Origin of the sequence: Microbispora catharanthi (genome assembly GCF_006334915.2) — a bacterium.
Classification (GTDB): Bacteria; Actinomycetota; Actinomycetes; order Streptosporangiales; family Streptosporangiaceae; genus Microbispora; species Microbispora catharanthi.
In genome coordinates, this window is record NZ_VDMA02000019.1 from 68253 (window position 1) to 84209 (window position 15957).

Sequence of the window (15957 nt, forward strand, 5' to 3'; positions counted from 1 at the left end):
CCACCCTATGTTCAGCAGATCAACCGGAGTGAACCCGCGCACCTCCGGCTCGATTGGCGGCAACGGGCAGGGAAGCCGAGAGCCACCTCCCGAGGGTCTCCATGCGGAGCGGTCAGTCGCTGACCAGGAGACCCTGGAAGGTGACGTCGCCTTCGTCGCCGTCCCATCGGTAGGCGAGCCCTTCGCCGGTCTGGATCAAGGTGATCCTGCCCGCGGCGCACTTGTCCAGCCGGAAGACGAGTGCCGTGCCGGAGCTGCGCGTCAGCGTCAGACTTCCCCGGCATGAACTGTTGGTGTCCTTCCAGCTTCCGGTGCGCCTGCCCGGCTCCAGCACGATCTGGACGTCGGTCTCGCTGGTTCCCACGAGCTGGTCGGGCTCGAGATGGCCTCCCCAGGTGCCGGCGAACGCGGCCGGAACCGTCCCGCCCGGCGTGGTCGACGGCACGGGAGTGGCCTTCGGAGTCGCTGTGGCATCCCCCGCGGCGTCGTCCGTCGTCACCGTGTCGTCCTGCCCCGCGCCGTTGTCGTCCTGCCCCGCGCCGCCGTCGGCCGTGACGGTCTCCCCCGGCGTGGTGTCGGCGGGCGGTGCCGGTGAGCCGGCGGTGTGCGAGACGGTCGCCGTCGTGGCGGCGGTCGACGGAGTGGCGGCCTTGTCGACGGACAGCAGGCGCGGCCCCAGCAGAGCGGCGGTGACCGATACCGCGGCCACGGCGACCACCGCCCCGGCGACGATCCCGGTGCGGGAAGCCTGCCGACGGCCGCCCGCCCCGGTGGTCTCCGGGTCCGGCGGAATCGCCCCGGCCGGACCGGGAGCCGGGAAGGCCGGGAGGATCGCGGTCATCCCACCCTGCCGCACGCCTTCCGGCCTGGTGGTCGCCGCGGCCGCGCCCGCCTTGAGCGGGTCGGGGGCGGACCCGACGAGTTCCAGCAGCAGGTCGCGGGAGACCGGCCGGCGCGCGGGGTCCTTGGCGAGGCATCGTTCTACCACCCCGCGCAGCGGCCGGGGCAGCGCCGAGGCGTCGGGCTCGGCGGTCAGGATCCGGTGCATGACGGCGGGGACGCCGGCGGCGCCGAAGGCCGGGCGGCCCGTGGCGGCGAAGACGATCGTGGCTCCCCAGGCGAACACGTCGGAGGCGGGCGTGGCCGGGTCGCCGGCGATCTGCTCGGGAGCCAGGTAGGCCGGGGTGCCGACCGGACCCGCCGTGATCGTGTCACTCGCGCCGTGCCTGGCGATGCCGAAGTCCACTACCCGGGGGCCGTCCGGCCCCAGCAGCACGTTGGCCGGCTTGAAGTCCCGGTGCACGATCCCGGCCGCGTGAACGGCCGTCAGCGCCGTGGCCGTGCCGACCGCGAGGCGTTCCAACTCGCCGCCCCGCAGCGGACCGCCGGAATCGACCCGCTGCTGCAGAGACGGCCCGTCGATGAACTCGCTCACCACGTACGGCATCCGCCCATCGACCACCGCGGTCAGCACCCGGGCGGTGCAGAAGGGCGCGATTTCGCGCATCGCGTCGAGCTCGCGGACCAGCCGCTCCTTCACCGACGAGTCGAGCCCCGACTTGAGCACCTTCACCGCGACCGATTCCCCGCGGGGCGACCGGCCGAGGAACACCACCCCCTGCCCGCCCTCGCCGAGCCGTCCCCTCAGCGTGAACTCACCCAGTACGCGCGGGTCATCAGGCTCAAGGGGGGTGACCATGACACCGAACCCTAGCGACGCGGGGGCGACCGACCCCAGTGCACAAACAAACCCCCGAACCCGTAGGTTCGAGGGTTTCCGATGTCCTGCGACATCACAATGGTGCCCCTGCGAGGCACGAACCAGACCTGCGCGCGGGCTGCCCGGTCGCCATACGGCCGAGGACCGAAGGATTGGGTGCCGGCGGGTGAGCCGGTTCGACAGGGCGACAGAACCCTTCCACGGCTACCAAAGATAGGATGACTCCTCGCGGCCAGGCGCGCCCACGGATGAAGAGGAAAGCAACCGACGGTAGGCGTACACCTCGCGGTCGCCGTCCTGGCGCTCGACCTTCCTGCCGATGAAAGTTTCATTCAGCTCCCACAAAAGTCGTCGGCCGTCCCGTCGACGCGACGGGTTACGCGGCGCTCGCGATTGTTTCCTTGACCCAACACATCAGACGTCATACGTTGCACGAAACCGAGCCTATTCATGGGATGTCCTCCGGACAAACCCCTGTGTTCTTGCCTTCGGAGGCACCCCTTTGACTGCATGCCCTGCATCAGCGTGTCCCGTCGAGTGGCGGCCGTACCGCGGCGGACCAGCCGTGGCGGTACCGGCGGTGCTCGGCCGCAGGCATCACCCCCCGACTCGCCACCAGGAGCTTCAATGAGCGTGCCGCTGAATCGTCGACACTTCATCGCGACCACTGCGGCGACCGTCGGCGCTGCCGTGCTCCCCTCGGCGATCTCGGCTGGCCGGGCCGCTGCCGCCGTGCCGCCGCAGCTGACGCTGCCGCAACGCGGCATCTACGACACGGCTGCCGCCGCGAGTTGGACCGATGCCTTCCTGAGCGGCAACGGCGAGTACGGGGCCATGCTCTACGGCGCGCCCACCCTGGAGAAGGTGGTCTTCACGCATCATCGGTTTGTGATGCCCAACGGCACCCGTGACCTGACTCCGCCGGTGCTGTCAGGCCGGTTGCCGGGCGTCAGGGACAAGGCACTTGCCGGTGACTTCAACGGTACCACCAGTGACTTCACCTCCGGCTGGTCGTTGCGCTGGACCCAGACCTTCCATCCGGGCTACGAGCTGCGGATCAGCACCCCGGGAATGACGACGGTCAGCGATTACACCCGGATGACCGATTTCAGGACCGGGGAGGTCACCTCGACGTGGACCGACAGTTATGGTGCGTGGACGCGCCGGGCTTTCGTCTCCCGAGCCGACCGGGTGATCGTCCACGAGCTCACTCCCGCGCCGGGGCGGACGATCGACACCACGCTGAGCGTCAACACGGCCCTGAGCGGCGTGCCGGGGTCCGTCGGCTTCACCACGCTGGCCACGGTCGGCAACGGTGACGGCTACCTGAACCTGCGGGGCACGTACCCCGCCGGGCAGGGGGCGTTCGGCTATGAGGGCGTCACCCGGGTGGTCGCGACCGGCGGCTCGGTACGGGTGAGCGGGTCGGCCATCGTCGTGGCCGCGGCGACCAAACTCGTGCTGCTGACCAAACTCGATCGCTACGAGTCGTCCACGGCGTGGGACGCGAAACCGCTGCACACGGCGCTGGGCGCGCAGAGCGCCGACTACGCGACGTTGCTCGCGCGGCATGCCGCCCTGCACACCCCGCTGTACGACCGGTCACGTCTCGACCTGAACGTCAGCGCCGCCGATCGGCAACTGTCGACCAGTGAGCTGATCGCGCGGCAGAATTCCAACCGCAACGTCATCGACCTCGCGTTGCTGGAGCGGATGTACGACTCCGGCCGTTACCTGTTCCTCAGCTCCAGCGGCGTCCTGCCACCACGGCTGACCGGCCTGTGGACAGGCGCCTGGGACGCGGCGTGGGCCGGGGACTTCACCACCGACGCCAACGTCAACTTCCAGGTCGCCGGCGGCAACGTCCTGTCCCTCACCGAAGCCATGGACGGCTACTTCAACCTGATCCTCGGACAGATCAACGACTGGCGTACCAACGCCAGAAACCTCTACGGCACTCGCGGCCTGCTCGCTCCCTCCCGTACCGACGGCGAGTACGGCAAGATGCTGCACTTCGACAGCGGGTTCCCCGGTCACACCTGGATCGGCGGCGCCGACTGGCTGCTCTATCCACTGCTCGAGTACTACCAGGTCACCGGTGACGCCACCTTCTACCGCACCAAGCTCGCCCCGGTTCTGATCGAGCTCGCGTTGTTCTATGAGGACTTCCTCACTCGCACCGACGCGGGCGGCAAGGTCGTCTTCGTGCCGTGCTTCTCCATGGAGAACAGCCCCGGCAACACCGGCAGGCAATTGTCGATCAATGCGACCGGCGAGATCGCCGCAGGCAAGCACGCGCTGCAGGCCGCCATCGACGCCGCCGACTTCCTGGGCACCGAGCAGGGCCCAGGCCAGGGCGTGCAACGCTGGACCGCCTTGCTGGCCAAGATGCCCGACTATCGGATCAACGGCGACGGGGCGCTCGCGGAATGGTCGTGGCCCAGCCTGACCGACCGGTACAACCACCGTCACGTCCAGCACATGTACCCGGTCTGGCCGCTGCACGAGATCAACCCCGAGGACAAGCCCGACCTGATCCGCTACGCGAGCCGCGCCCTGGATCTGCGGGGGGACGAGGGCGGGGAGGCCCACGGGGCGATCCACCGCAGCCTCGCCCGAGCCCGGCTCAAGGACGGCGCCGGCGTGTACGGCAACCTGCGGAAGATCCTCGGCAACAACATGATCTTCCGGTCGTTGATGACCTCGCACAACCCGAACCTGTCGATCTACAACGCCGACGCCGCCAACTCGCTGCCCGCGATTCTCGCCGAGGCGTTGATCTACACCAGGCCCGGCGTCCTGGAGTTGCTGCCCGCGCTGCCCGACCAGTTCGCCAAGGGCACGATCACCGGCGTGCGCGGCCGCAACCGCATCCGGATCGAGTCGCTCACCTGGGACATCAGCGCCCGGACCGTCACCGTCACCGTCGTCTCCGACGTCGCCCAGACCGTGACGCTCATCTGCCGGCGCGGGATCACCTCCGTGACCACCAGCGCAGGCGTCGCCACCTCGCCGTTGGGCAGCCATGCCCGGCAGGTGTCACTGACCGCGGACACGACGACCCAGATCACCGTCGAGCTGGGCGCCGGCGGCCCGTCCAGCGGCGTCGTCCGCCTGGTCAACCGCAACAGCGGCAAGGTGCTGGACGTCTACGGCGGCTCCACCGCCGACGGCGCCGCCGTCGTCCAGTGGCCATGGACCGGCGGCGCCAACCAGCAGTGGCGGATGACGCAGAACTCCGACGGCTCGTTCCGGCTGACCAGTGTCGGCAGCGGCAAGGCCCTCAGCAGCCCGAACGCCAACCAGGGCGCCGCTCTCGTCCAGATGACCGACGCCAACGGCACGAACCAGCGGTGGAAACTCGTCCCCGCGGCCACGAGCGGCTACTACCGGCTCGTCAACGTCGGCAACGGCCTGTGCGCGGACGTCGAAGGCGGCTCCACAGCCGACGGCGCCCGGATCATCCAATGGCCCGAGAACGGCGGCACCAACCAGGAATGGCAGATCGTCACCGTGTGACACCGGGGACCCGGCCGCGTTCCGTCGCACTACCCCGCTATCCGGCCCCTCGGCCCGCAAGGTGCACGGCCCTGCGATCGACGTCCGCAACTGCAAGACAGAGGCGCCCCGCCCGCGCAACGGCACATCCCGATGAGTTCTGCCAAGGCGGGGTGATCTCGCGGCGAAAATCTGCTCGGAACCAGCGAAAGGAACAGAGCGTGAAGTCAGCCCTGTCCACCACTGAGAAGGCGTTAGCAGCGCTCGCGGTGTTCGTCGCCGCTGTGTTGCTGCCGACCTTCGCAGGCAGTACGCCGGCCTCGGCAGCGGCCCAGGCAACCTACTACGTCGCCCCCGACGGCAATGACGCCGACCCTGGAACGATCACGTCACCGTTCAGAACCCTGCAGCGCGCGAGGGACGCCGTTCGCACGGTGAACGCCAACATGACAGGCGACATCTACGTGTACCTCCGCGGGGGGAACTATCCAGTCAGCAGCACAATCGACTTCACGCCGGCCGACTCCGGCACGAATGGTTACCGGGTCATATACGCCGCGTACCAGAACGAGACGCCGATCCTCAGCGGAGGCGTTCAGGTAACCGGATGGACGCAGCACAGCGGTAACATCTGGAAAGCCCCGCTGAGTCGCAGCAACAAGCTCCGTGCGCTCTATGTCAACGACAAGCGAGCGTACATGGCTTCGAAGACAATAGGCTCGCAGGGGTGCTACGGAACCTACACCATCACGGCAGGACAGGCGTCCTGGGCGTGGGAATCGGGTTCGCAGTGCGCGGGGGCGAAGTACAGTCTGGGCGACTTTCCCGCTATCGCCGCCAATCAGGACGACATCGAAATAGAGACGTCGACGACCTGGACCACGGCCATCGTGGGAGTCCGGCAGGTCACCTCTGACGGCACGAACCGTATAGCTCTGTTCCAGCAGCCGGGAGCGGCCATCGCCCAGGGCGCCTTCAACGGGAACGCCCAGGTCGGCGGCACCCACAAGGTCATGAACGCCTACGAGTTCCTGGACACGCCGGGCGAGTTCTACTTCGACAAGACGAGCAAGACCTTGTACTACTACAAGGCGAGCTCGGAAGACATGACGACCGCGGCGGTCTGGGCACCGAACAATGTGTCCACCCTTCTCAGGGTCGCCGGCACGTCCACGAGCAACCGCGCCCGGAACATCACATTCTCCGGCCTCACGGTCCAGCACTCCGACTGGAACCTGTTCAACGTGGCCGGCTCGGTGCTCAAGCAGGCCCAGCAGGGCAACCTCGGCGCACTCGCCTATGCCAAGCAGAACTTCCACGTCTATTACTACCGCAATGTCGACCTGGCGCCCGGCATGATTCAGATCGAGAACGCCGACGGGCTCGTCCTGCAGAACAACCGGATCCAGCACACCGGCGTCGACGGAATCACCTTGGCCAACGACGTGGTGAACACGCAGTTGATCGGGAACTACACCAACGACATCGCCGGATCCGCCATCTCTGTGGGCCATCCCCAGCATGTCTACATCGGGGACTACACCGCGACGAATCACGAGAAGTATCCGGCTCAGGCCGAAGGAGCGCCCAAGAACATCGAGATAAAGAACAACTACATCTACGACAGTGCTGTTCTGTTCAACGGGCACAGCCCCATCTCGGCGTACTTCGCCGACGGCTTGACCATCCAGCACAATCGGATCGAGAAAGCCCCGTGGTCCGGCATAACGCTCGGCTGGGGGTGGTGGAACTTCGACGGATCGTCAGGCTCGATCCAGCCCAACCGGCCGACCACCACGGCGAAGAACAACAACATCAGCTACAACCACATCATCGACACGGTGCAGCGCCTGGGCGATACGGCTCCCATCTACACGCTGGGCAGCCAGCCGGGAACCACGATCAGCAACAACTACCTGCAGGGCGTCCCGGCCGGTCACAAGTACGGACTCCACCCGGACGAAGGCTCTGCGTACATAACCTTCCGCGACAACGTCCTGAGCGTGGACAAGAATGTCACGTGGCTCATCAACTCCGACGACTTCGGGCGTAAGCATGATCTGAGCATCACGCAGACATACGGCCCTATCAACAAAGTCTCCAACAAGAACCTGCCGAACAGCACGATCCAGGACATCCTCGTATCGTCCGACTACGTCTGGCCGTCGCAGGCGTATGGCATCGCCGTGAACTCCGGACTCGAGGACACGTACAGGAACATCATCCCCCAGAGCAATCTTTCTCTGCCGGACTACGTCCTGCCCGCCAGCACGTTCGTCGGCGCCGGTGTGACATCGATTCCCATCCGGAGCACGGGCGACGCGAGCAAGACGGTCTGGCTGGCTCCCTCGGGTACGACCTCCTTCACCGCCGGCAACACGATGACCAGGGCAAGCGGAACCGCGACCTCCATCGCCGTTCCGACGTCGACCGGTGAGTATCGGCTCTACGTGGTGGACGCCCAAGGGAACCGATCGGCTGAGTCGAAATCGCTCGTCAGGCAAGGCAACGGCGGGAGCGGCCAGCAGAGCGGCTCGATCGTGGGCGGCCAGTCGGGTCGATGCGTGGACGTCAGCGGCGGCACTGCGACCAACGGCGCTCAGGCGCAGCTGTGGGACTGCAACGGACAGACCAACCAGCGGTGGACGTACACGTCCAGCAAGCAGCTGCAGGTGTTCGGCAGCAAGTGCCTGGACGCCTACGGCCAGGGCACCTCGAACGGCACGCAGGTGGTGATCTGGGACTGCAACGGACAAACCAACCAGCAGTGGAACCTGAACTCCAACGGCACCATCACCGGTGTGCAGTCCGGGTTGTGCCTGGACGCCAACGGCGCCGGCACCGCCAACGGTACGAAGATCATTCTGTGGTCGTGCAACGGCGGCGCGAACCAGCAGTGGAGCCTGCGCAGCTGATGTGAGGTCCTACCGGGCCGCGGACGGTCATACGCACCGCCCGCGGCCCACCCTGCCGACGGTCGGGATTCCGTCCGAAGGCGTTGCTGCCCTCGTGCAAGATGGGGACGACGATGCGGTCTCCGGGCTTGATCTCGTCACCGCGGATACCCTCGATCGACTCCCGCGAGCTGTAGCATCCATCACCCGTCGTGTGCGACACGGCGGCGGCGACCGTGATCCCCAAGCGTTCCTGCTCCGCTGGGACGGCAGGGCCTTTCGTCCACAGCCAACCTCGTCGGATGTCGGTTCCGGTTGAAGCCTGGCTCTGGCACTAATTTCGTGATCTTCCCGCGCTCAGCTGCCAGTGCTGCTGATCATGCTGGGTGACGATCTCGGAGTTGCTCGCGGTCCTCTTCCCTCACCTGTCCGGCCTGCAGATCGACGGCGTGTATGCCGACGGCGCCGCCCGGGATGCAGCGCCGGTCACCGTCCACCTGCAAATGAGCCCGCTCGTCCCGAGCGGCGGTCCGGCCGTCTGGCCAGGCGGACCCGCCACAGGTGTTCCCTCATCCACCAGTTACTCGCACAAGGCCGCGACCATGTCCGCCGTGGGCGGGGCGAAGATCTACACACCTCGTGCCCCGTTCGTCGCGGCGCGGCGGCGGAGCCGTACGACCAGGACGTGGAGCAGTTCGAGGGTGATCGCGGCGACCGAGAGCGCGAAAGTGAGCTGCCGGACGTGGGCGTTCGCCCATCCCGGCAACCAGTCCAGCAAGGCGTCCGGATCGCGGAGGAGGTCTCCGATGACGGCTGGGCCTCCCTCGAGAGACGACTGGCGGAGCCGGTCAGCGACCACCTCCCGCTACGCCCCGCACGTCACCGCCCACTCCCGCGTCACCGGCCCGATCGTGCGCGACAACCTTCCGCCACGCTCGTCAACGATCTCCACGTCCGCGTGGTCAACGCCACCACCGGAGAGCTGATCCGCGAGCTGATCACCGATCCCACCCGCGACTACCAACCCCAGTACACAAAGAAACCCCCGAACCCGTAGATTCGAGGGTTTCCGATGTCTTGCGACATCACATGGTGCCCCCTGCAGGATTCGAACCTGCGCACCCGGCTCCGGAGGCCGGTGCTCTATCCCCTGAGCTAAGGGGGCTCAACCGCTGATAAGGCTACCAGCACTTGAAGGCCGTTCGTGACACCATTACGGCCGCCGGAGGACGCGGGCGTGTGGATCAGCGAAAACCGCGCGCCCACCCCGTCTCATTGGCTAACTTTGCCGCCGTGGGCGAGCTTCTGGGACGCGTGCTGGTCGTGGATGACGACGAGGTCATCCGGCAGCTCATAGCGGTCAACCTGACCCTGGAGGGGTTCGAGGTCGAGACCGCGTACGACGGGCAGGACTGTTTGGACCGCGTCCATGACGTGGATCCCGATGTGATCACGCTCGACGTGATGATGCCGCGTCTGGACGGATGGGAGACGGCCACGCGGCTGCGGGAGGACCCGAGCACCCGGCACATCAAGGTCATGCTCATCACCGCCCGGGCCCAGGAGGACGACCGCAGGCGGGGGTACGACATCGGCGTCGACGCCTACCTCACCAAGCCGTTCGACCCGGCCGAGCTGATCCAGATCGTACGGGACCTCGCCAAGGGCCCCGAGGCGCTCTGAGCCGCATTGGTCCACGGACACGGGCACCGATTGGCCCGGGTGTGCGGGCCGGGACGCTTCTAGCCTCGGCAAGCGTGATCGATGCCTCGACGTTGCTGGTGTACGCGGCCGCCTCGGCGGCGGTGGTGGCCGTGCCGGGCCCCAACCATCTCTACATCGCCGCCCGGGGCGTGGCCCAGGGCCGCCGCGCCGGGATCGCCTCGGCCCTCGGTGTGGAGACGGGCACACTGCTCCACATCGCCGCGGCGGCGGCGGGCCTGTCCTATCTGCTCGCGCGGTCCGCGGAGCTGTTCGCGGCGGTGAAGTGGGCCGGCGTCGCCTACCTCGCCTATCTCGGCGTCCGTGCCCTGACCGGCCGGGGCTCCGACGGCGACGAGCCGCGGCCGCAGCCGCTGCGCCGGGTCTTCCTCGAAGGCGTCGTGGTCAACGTGCTGAACCCCAAGACCGTGCTGTTCTTCCTGGCGTTCCTGCCGCAGTTCGTGGATCCCTTCGGCGACGTGCCGGGGCAGGTCCTCCTTCTCGGGCTGGTCCTCGCCGTCATCGGGCTGGCCTCGGACCTCGCGTACGCGCTCACCGCCGGGTCGCTCGGCCGCCGCCTGCGCGCGAGCACGCTCAGGTACGCCTCAGGGCTGGTCTACCTGGCGCTCGCCCTCGTCGCCGCGCTGAGCGGGGCCGGGCGTACGGCGCGGGGCTGATCAGGCCGCGCAGGAGGACAGGTCCCGGGCCGCCTCGTCGATGAAGCGGGCCAGCCGTGCGGGATCGGCGAGCACGGTCAGATGGCCCCGGCCCGGCACGTGGGTGAGGCTGCCGTCGGCGCAGGCCCGCAGGAACGCCTGCTCGTCGGCCCGGAAGGGATCACGGGTGCCGTTCAGCAGCCAGACCCGGCCGGGGTAGGCCGCCAGCGATGCGAGGGGGTCCTCCGCCGTGACCGCCGCGACGACGGACGCCACGACCTCGCTGCTCAGCCCGCCCTCGATCATGGCGTCTCCGGCGGCCCCGGGCAGCATCCGGCGCAGCGCGAAGCGGCTCACCCGGTCGGCCAGCGCGGGGTTTCGGGCGGCCAGACGCCCGGCGAGCCGGTAGGCGTGCATCCTGGGCCGGTCCGGCCGCACCGTGCAGCCCATCGCGACCAGGCCTGCGACGAGGTCGGGATGCCGCGCGGCGGCGGCGATGCCCACGTAGCCGCCGAGGGACAGCCCCACGACGAGGGCCCGTCCACCCAGGTCCGCGATCGCCTCCGCGACGACGTCGCAGGCCGCCTCCGTGCCGTACGGCAGGCCGCGGCGGCGGCCGTGGCCGGGCAGGTCGGGGGCGGCGGACGGGGCCCGCAGCAGCGCCCGGACCGGGGACCACATCGTGCCGCTCAACCGGGTGCCGTGGACGAAGACCACCGGCATGCTCATGACGCACCTCCACAAATAGCAACGCAACGTTGCGTTGCGAACGCCATTAAAACACAACGGTGCGTTGCAGTAGGCTCCCGCCATGGCCCCACGCAAGAAGGACGACATCCTGAACGCCGCACTGCGCCTGCTGGCGGAGAAGGGCTACGAGGGCTTGACCATCGAGGGCGTGGCCGAACGGTCGGGGGTCAACAAGACGACGATCTACCGGTGGTGGCCGTCGAAGGCCGCCCTGCTCGGCACGGCGCTGGTCGAGGCGCGGGCGCTCGACTTCGACGTGCCCGACACCGGGAGTCTGCGGGGCGACCTGCACGCGCTGCTGGACGGCCTGGCCCGGCTGCTCACCACTCCCCCGGCGGCGGACATCGCCGTCGCGGCGCTCGGAGCCGCCGCCAACAGCCCCGAGCTCGCGGAGGCGGCCAGGGGCTTCTTCGCCGACCGGTTCGCCCGGGAACGGCCGATCTTCGAACGGGCGCGTGAGCGCGGCGAGATCGGTGATTCCGCCGACCCGATGACGATCATGGATTTGCTCGCCGGCGCGGTGTGGCTACGGGTGGTATTCCGGCAAGTGCCTCTGGACGATGGCTTTACCGAGCGGGCGGTGAACGCCGTAGTCGATGGGGTAGGGCGGCCAGGGGATCCGAAGGCGGGCCGACCGGCGCGGACCGGCGGCTGACTGAACAGATCGACCGAACAGATCGACCGGCCAGATCGACCGGACGGCCCGGCCAGGAGCGCCACTGGCCGCGGCCCTCCGCGACGGGTTCGCGTCGCGCGCTCCATGCGCGGCCGCGTAGGCCCGGCGCGTCGTTCCCGCGGACGTTCCATGACCTGCAACGGTCACGTCCGCTCACGTCATTCGCGCACATCCCAGCCGCGCCGGCCACGTCAGGCCGCACCGTGTCATGTCGCACCGTGTCATGTCGCACCGTGTCATGTCGTGCCCCAGCGCCGAGTGGAGGGAGCACACCGATGACCATGTCCAGCAAGCCGCCCAAACCTCACGGCAAGCGGCCCCGGCTTCTCCTCGGAATCGCCGCGGCGCTCACCCTCGCCACCGGCGCCGGCCTCGCCGCGGCGGGCGCGCCGGGCCACGACCAGCCGCGGTACGCCCAGGGGGGACAGCTCCGGCCCGGTCCGGAGCAGTTCGGCATGAACGAGCTCGGCCTGCTCCAGCTCGGACAGCCCCAGCTGCCGCGCACGTCCCGCGACTACCAGACCTTCACCAGCCAGACGGGTGCGGTGGACTCGGTGCAGAGCGGCTCCCTGTCGGTGGACGGCCGCACCTACACGGTCGACGAGTCGACCAGGATCGTCGCGGACTACAAGGGCCTGCAGGGGATCCAGCAGGGCGACCAGGTCTGGGTCGTGGGCACGACCGGCGGCAGCCCGAGGGCGATCATCGTCGCGGACGCCAGCCGCCCGACGCTGCCGGGGCACGGCGGCGGCGCACCCCCGCCGCAGACCCCGCAGACCCCGTCCGCGCCCGCCACACCCGGTGAGTCCGTCACGCCCGGCGGATCGCCGTCGCCGGAGACCGTCTCGCCCACAGGGTGACGCCGAGCGCCGCCCATGGGCGGGGACCCGCAGCGGCCCCCGCCCATGGCGTGACGATCAGGACGTGGCGAACGTGAACCAGTTGAGGTTGACGAAGTCGGCCGGCTGACCGCTGCTGAAGGTGATGTAGACGGTGTGGGTGCCGGTCGTCGGCGTGATGTTGGCCGGGACGGTCGTCCAGCTCTGCCAGCCGCCGGTGTTGCCGACGGCGAAGTCGCCGATCGGGGTCGCCGTCGGGCTGTCGAGCCTGACCTGCACGAGGCCGCTCACGCCGGCCGCCGCGCCGGAGGCGACCCTGGCCTTGAACTGCCGCGCCGCCGTCGAGCCGAAGTTGACGCCGTCGAAGCGCAGCCAGTCGCCGTTGGAGATGTAGCCGACGTTCTGGCCGCCGCCGCTGTCCTGGGTCGTCTCCACCTGCGTGCCGCTCTGCGCCTGGTAGTTCTCCGCCTGGATGGTGGAGCGGGCGTCCACGCCGCCCGGCGGGGGCGAACTCGGCGACGGGCTGCTGGTCGCGCCGCTCTGCCACACGGCCACGTAGTCGACCACCATCGGCCGCCCGGACACGGTGGCGGAGGTGGGCGTGGAGAACCCGGCCACGCCGTTGGGGAAGCCGCCGCCGATGGCGACGTTGAGCAGGATGAAGTATCCGGCGTGGGAGGTCATGTTCGACCACGTCGTGGCGTCGAGCTGGCTCTGGCTGATGCTGTGGAACTGCTGGCCGTCCACGTACCACCGGAGCTGGTTGGGGCTGACGCTGCGGTCCCACTCGAACCGGTAGGTGTGGAAGGCCGACTGGCAGGTCGAGCCGGGGCAGGCCCGGCTGCTGCCCAGGCCGTTGGTCTCGTTGCACGGCCCGCCGGGGTTCACCCCGCAGTGCAGGGTGCCCCAGACCGTGTTGAGCCCGTTCACGTTCTCCATCAGGTCGAGCTCGCCGATGGAGGGCCAGTTCTGGTAGTTGCCCCGGTAGGGCGCGCCGAGCGCCCAGAAGGCCGGCCAGTATCCGAGGGCGGCGTCGCCCGTGACGTTCGGCATCTGGATGCGGCCCTCGATGCGCAGGACGCGGCCGTCGGCCGGCTTGAAGTCGGCGCGGCGGGTCTCGATCCGCGCGGAGGTCCAGTTCTGGCCGCTGCCGATCGGGGTGATGCGCAGGTTGCCGCTGCCGTCCAGGCTCAGGTTGGAGGTGCTGGACGTGTAGTTCTGGATCTCGCCGGTGCCCCAGTTGCCCGGGCCTCCGGGGTACGAGTGGCCGGTGTCGATGATCCAGTTGGTGGACGACGGAAGCGTTCCGGCCGTGCCGTCGAAGTCGTCCGACCAGACGAGCGACCAGCCGGACGGCGTCCCGGGCACCGACGCGTCGGCGGGGCGTACGGCGAGGGCCATGACCGCGGCGGCCACGGCGAGCAGCGCCAGCACCGAGCGCCGCCATGGGGAGTGGAGCACACGCATGAGTACCTCTCTCCTCGGTCCGGTCGTCGCGGCGGGGGGGATTGGGGGGTGCGGGCGGCCTCACGGAGCGAAGACGGTGGACGCCTGAAGGCCGGACGGCGGTGTCCGGAGAGGGTCGTGAGGGCCCGCGCACCGCGATCGCGGACCGCTTGAGCGACACTTTCCCCTCTGAATCTCACTCGCGTCAAGAGGATCTGTGAAATCCGAGAGAGCGTTCTCAGCGAGTACCGTGCGGTGTGAGCAGTGAAGAGAGAGCGCTCTCCAATCTGCTCCCGGAGGGAGCCCCGACCCGTGCCTCGGCGCCCCCTCCCCGGTGTCAGGCGGAGTCCGGTCCCGCCCTGCGTCCCGTCGCCGACGCCAGGCGGAGCCCCGTCGCGCCCAGCGTTCCGAGCAGTGCGGCCGCGGCCAGGACCAGGGCGGTCTCGCGGAAGCCCGTGAGCGGCGAGCCCGTCGCCGCGCCGCGAGTGGTGAAGAACGTGACGAGCAGCGCGATCCCGAACGATCCCGCGAGCCGCTGCGCCACGCTGAACAGCGTGTTGGCGTCCGGGACGCGTTCCGGCGCCAGGCCGCCCAGCAGCGCGATCACCAGCGGCTGGCTCGTGAACCCGATGGCCAGGCCGCGTCCGCACAGGGCGAGGGTCATCGCCCGCGCGCTGTCCCGCACCAGGTCGAGCGCCAGGGCGGCCTGCGGCCGGCGGCGGGCCCACAGCACGTAGGCGGCCAGGAGCGCCAGGCCGATGGGCCACGACGGGGTCGCCCAACCGTGCGCCGCCACCCGTTCGACGCCGTAGGTCGCCAGCCCGAGCCCGGTCGCCAGCAGCATCAGCCCCGGCAGGTCCGGGCGCACGGCGCGGTCGCCCCGGACGCCCAGACCGGCCCGGTACGCCGCGAACGCGCCGGGCAGGGCGAGCAGCCCGATCGGCAGGTTGATCAGGAAGATCGAGCGCCAGCCGTACGCGCCGATCAGCAGGCCGCCCAGGGAGACGCCGAGCGCGGGCGCCGCGAAGAACGCGAGACCCGCGGCGAGCGGCACCCTGCCACCCGAGCCCGTCGCGGCTCCGCCCTCCCCGATGAGCAGGCCGATCGCCAGCGGCACGAGCGGCGCGCCGCCCAGGCCCTGCAGGGCTCTGCAGCAGATCAGCGCGCCGGCGTCGGGGCTCAGCGCGCACGCGGCGGACGCGAGCGTGAACAGGGCCAGGCTGCCGATGTACGTCGGAACCAGCCCGAACCTCCTGGCCAGGAAGGACGTGAGGGCCAGGCCGACCGCCAGGGCGAGCAGGTAGCCGCTCACGGCCCACTGCACAACCTCTAGGGGCCGGTTGAGTTCGCGTGTCAGGTCTTGCACCGCGAGGTTGACCACCGACGAGTCGACCATCGACAGGATCGGGCCCGCGACGAGCCCGAGGGACATGAGGCGGGTGGGCCTGCAGGCCTCGGCGCCTGTCATAAGGACTCCCGCGACGCGGGTTCCGGAAGCGCCGCCTCCAGTTCATCCAGCCAGGCGAGTTCCAGCCGGTGGCGCTCGATGTTGAATCGGAGGACGCGCAGGCCCCACGGCTCGTGTCCCGCGGCCGCGGCCAGCTCCTCCTGCGCCGCCAGCGAGTGCTCCACGCACTCCCGCCGCACCTCGATGATCCTTCGGCGGTCGGGCGCGGGCAGCAGATCGAACAGGCCCACCCTGACCTGGAACTCCTCGTCCTTCATGAGGAGCATCGGATCGGCCGTGCGCAGCAGCGCCGGGCAGGCGGGGGGTGCG

The 15957-nt window shown here is 69.3% G+C and carries 12 protein-coding genes and 1 tRNA gene; 6 read left to right on the plus strand and 7 right to left on the minus strand.

The window, feature by feature from the left end; all coding sequences use genetic code 11:
* Window positions 1–112 precede the first annotated feature (112 nt).
* Window positions 113–1699 carry a serine/threonine protein kinase gene (locus FH610_RS30390; protein ID WP_139578455.1) on the minus strand — a complete coding sequence of 529 codons (1587 nt, stop codon included), beginning with the start codon at window positions 1697–1699 and terminating at the stop codon, window positions 113–115.
* A gap of 648 nt (window positions 1700–2347) precedes the next feature.
* On the opposite strand from FH610_RS30390, the gene FH610_RS30395 reads away from it, so the two are divergent.
* On the plus strand, window positions 2348–5239 hold the full coding sequence (locus FH610_RS30395) for a glycosyl hydrolase family 95 catalytic domain-containing protein (RefSeq protein WP_139578456.1): 2892 nt from the start codon (window positions 2348–2350) through the stop codon (window positions 5237–5239).
* A gap of 200 nt (window positions 5240–5439) precedes the next feature.
* Window positions 5440–8133: an RICIN domain-containing protein gene (locus FH610_RS30400; RefSeq protein ID WP_139578457.1), complete on the plus strand. Its 2694-nt coding sequence runs from the start codon at window positions 5440–5442 to the stop codon at window positions 8131–8133.
* Between the two features lie 607 nt (window positions 8134–8740).
* On the opposite strand, the gene FH610_RS43005 is transcribed toward FH610_RS30400, so the two are convergent.
* Together FH610_RS43005 and FH610_RS30410 are read right to left on the minus strand one after the other, a co-directional pair.
* Window positions 8741–8890, minus strand: a complete 150-nt coding sequence (locus FH610_RS43005) for a hypothetical protein (protein ID WP_161628112.1) — start codon at window positions 8888–8890, stop codon at window positions 8741–8743.
* A gap of 312 nt (window positions 8891–9202) precedes the next feature.
* Window positions 9203–9277: transfer RNA gene (locus FH610_RS30410), tRNA-Arg, on the minus strand.
* A 149-nt stretch (window positions 9278–9426) separates the two neighbouring features.
* Here FH610_RS30410 and FH610_RS30415 point away from each other — a divergent pair.
* Both FH610_RS30415 and FH610_RS30420 read left to right on the plus strand, forming a co-directional pair.
* Window positions 9427–9795 (plus strand): response regulator transcription factor, encoded by a 369-nt coding sequence (locus FH610_RS30415; RefSeq protein ID WP_139578658.1) that lies wholly within the window; start codon window positions 9427–9429, stop codon window positions 9793–9795.
* 74 nt (window positions 9796–9869) lie between these two features.
* Window positions 9870–10490 (plus strand): LysE family translocator, encoded by a 621-nt coding sequence (locus tag FH610_RS30420; protein ID WP_139578458.1) that lies wholly within the window; start codon window positions 9870–9872, stop codon window positions 10488–10490.
* Here the strand turns inward: FH610_RS30420 and FH610_RS30425 are convergent, their stop codons facing one another.
* The gene (locus FH610_RS30425; RefSeq protein WP_240809287.1) at window positions 10491–11198 is read right to left on the minus strand and encodes an alpha/beta fold hydrolase; all 708 of its coding nucleotides are present in this window, start codon (window positions 11196–11198) and stop codon (window positions 10491–10493) included.
* 82 nt (window positions 11199–11280) lie between these two features.
* On the opposite strand from FH610_RS30425, the gene FH610_RS30430 reads away from it, so the two are divergent.
* Window positions 11281–11874 (plus strand): TetR/AcrR family transcriptional regulator, encoded by a 594-nt coding sequence (locus FH610_RS30430; RefSeq protein WP_139578459.1) that lies wholly within the window; start codon window positions 11281–11283, stop codon window positions 11872–11874.
* 296 nt (window positions 11875–12170) lie between these two features.
* On the plus strand, window positions 12171–12755 hold the full coding sequence (locus FH610_RS30435; RefSeq protein ID WP_139578460.1) for a DUF5666 domain-containing protein: 585 nt from the start codon (window positions 12171–12173) through the stop codon (window positions 12753–12755).
* Window positions 12756–12812: 57 nt separating this feature from the next.
* Here FH610_RS30435 and FH610_RS30440 read toward each other — a convergent pair whose 3' ends face one another.
* The 3 genes from FH610_RS30440 to FH610_RS30450 form a co-directional block, all read right to left on the minus strand.
* Window positions 12813–14201: a glycoside hydrolase family 16 protein gene (locus FH610_RS30440; RefSeq protein WP_139578461.1), complete on the minus strand. Its 1389-nt coding sequence runs from the start codon at window positions 14199–14201 to the stop codon at window positions 12813–12815.
* Between the two features lie 316 nt (window positions 14202–14517).
* A complete protein-coding gene (locus FH610_RS30445; RefSeq protein ID WP_139578462.1) occupies window positions 14518–15648 on the minus strand; it encodes an MFS transporter in 1131 nt (376 codons plus the stop codon).
* Window positions 15645–15905, minus strand: coding sequence for a hypothetical protein (locus FH610_RS30450; RefSeq protein WP_161628113.1), 261 nt, complete (start codon window positions 15903–15905; stop codon window positions 15645–15647). The genes FH610_RS30445 and FH610_RS30450 overlap by 4 nt, the downstream gene beginning before the upstream one ends.
* Between the last annotated feature and the right edge of the window lie 52 nt (window positions 15906–15957).

Coding starts and splice junctions, on each gene's coding strand:
- FH610_RS30430 (WP_139578459.1), top strand. CDS start 11,281: ATGGCCCCACGCAAGAAGGACGACATCCTGAACGCCGCACTGCGCCTG.
- FH610_RS30450 (WP_161628113.1), bottom strand. CDS start 15,905: ATGAAGGACGAGGAGTTCCAGGTCAGGGTGGGCCTGTTCGATCTGCTG.
- FH610_RS30435 (WP_139578460.1), top strand. CDS start 12,171: ATGACCATGTCCAGCAAGCCGCCCAAACCTCACGGCAAGCGGCCCCGG.
- FH610_RS30440 (WP_139578461.1), bottom strand. CDS start 14,201: ATGCGTGTGCTCCACTCCCCATGGCGGCGCTCGGTGCTGGCGCTGCTC.
- FH610_RS30425 (WP_240809287.1), bottom strand. CDS start 11,198: ATGAGCATGCCGGTGGTCTTCGTCCACGGCACCCGGTTGAGCGGCACG.
- FH610_RS30390 (WP_139578455.1), bottom strand. CDS start 1,699: ATGGTCACCCCCCTTGAGCCTGATGACCCGCGCGTACTGGGTGAGTTC.
- FH610_RS30445 (WP_139578462.1), bottom strand. CDS start 15,648: ATGACAGGCGCCGAGGCCTGCAGGCCCACCCGCCTCATGTCCCTCGGG.
- FH610_RS30395 (WP_139578456.1), top strand. CDS start 2,348: ATGAGCGTGCCGCTGAATCGTCGACACTTCATCGCGACCACTGCGGCG.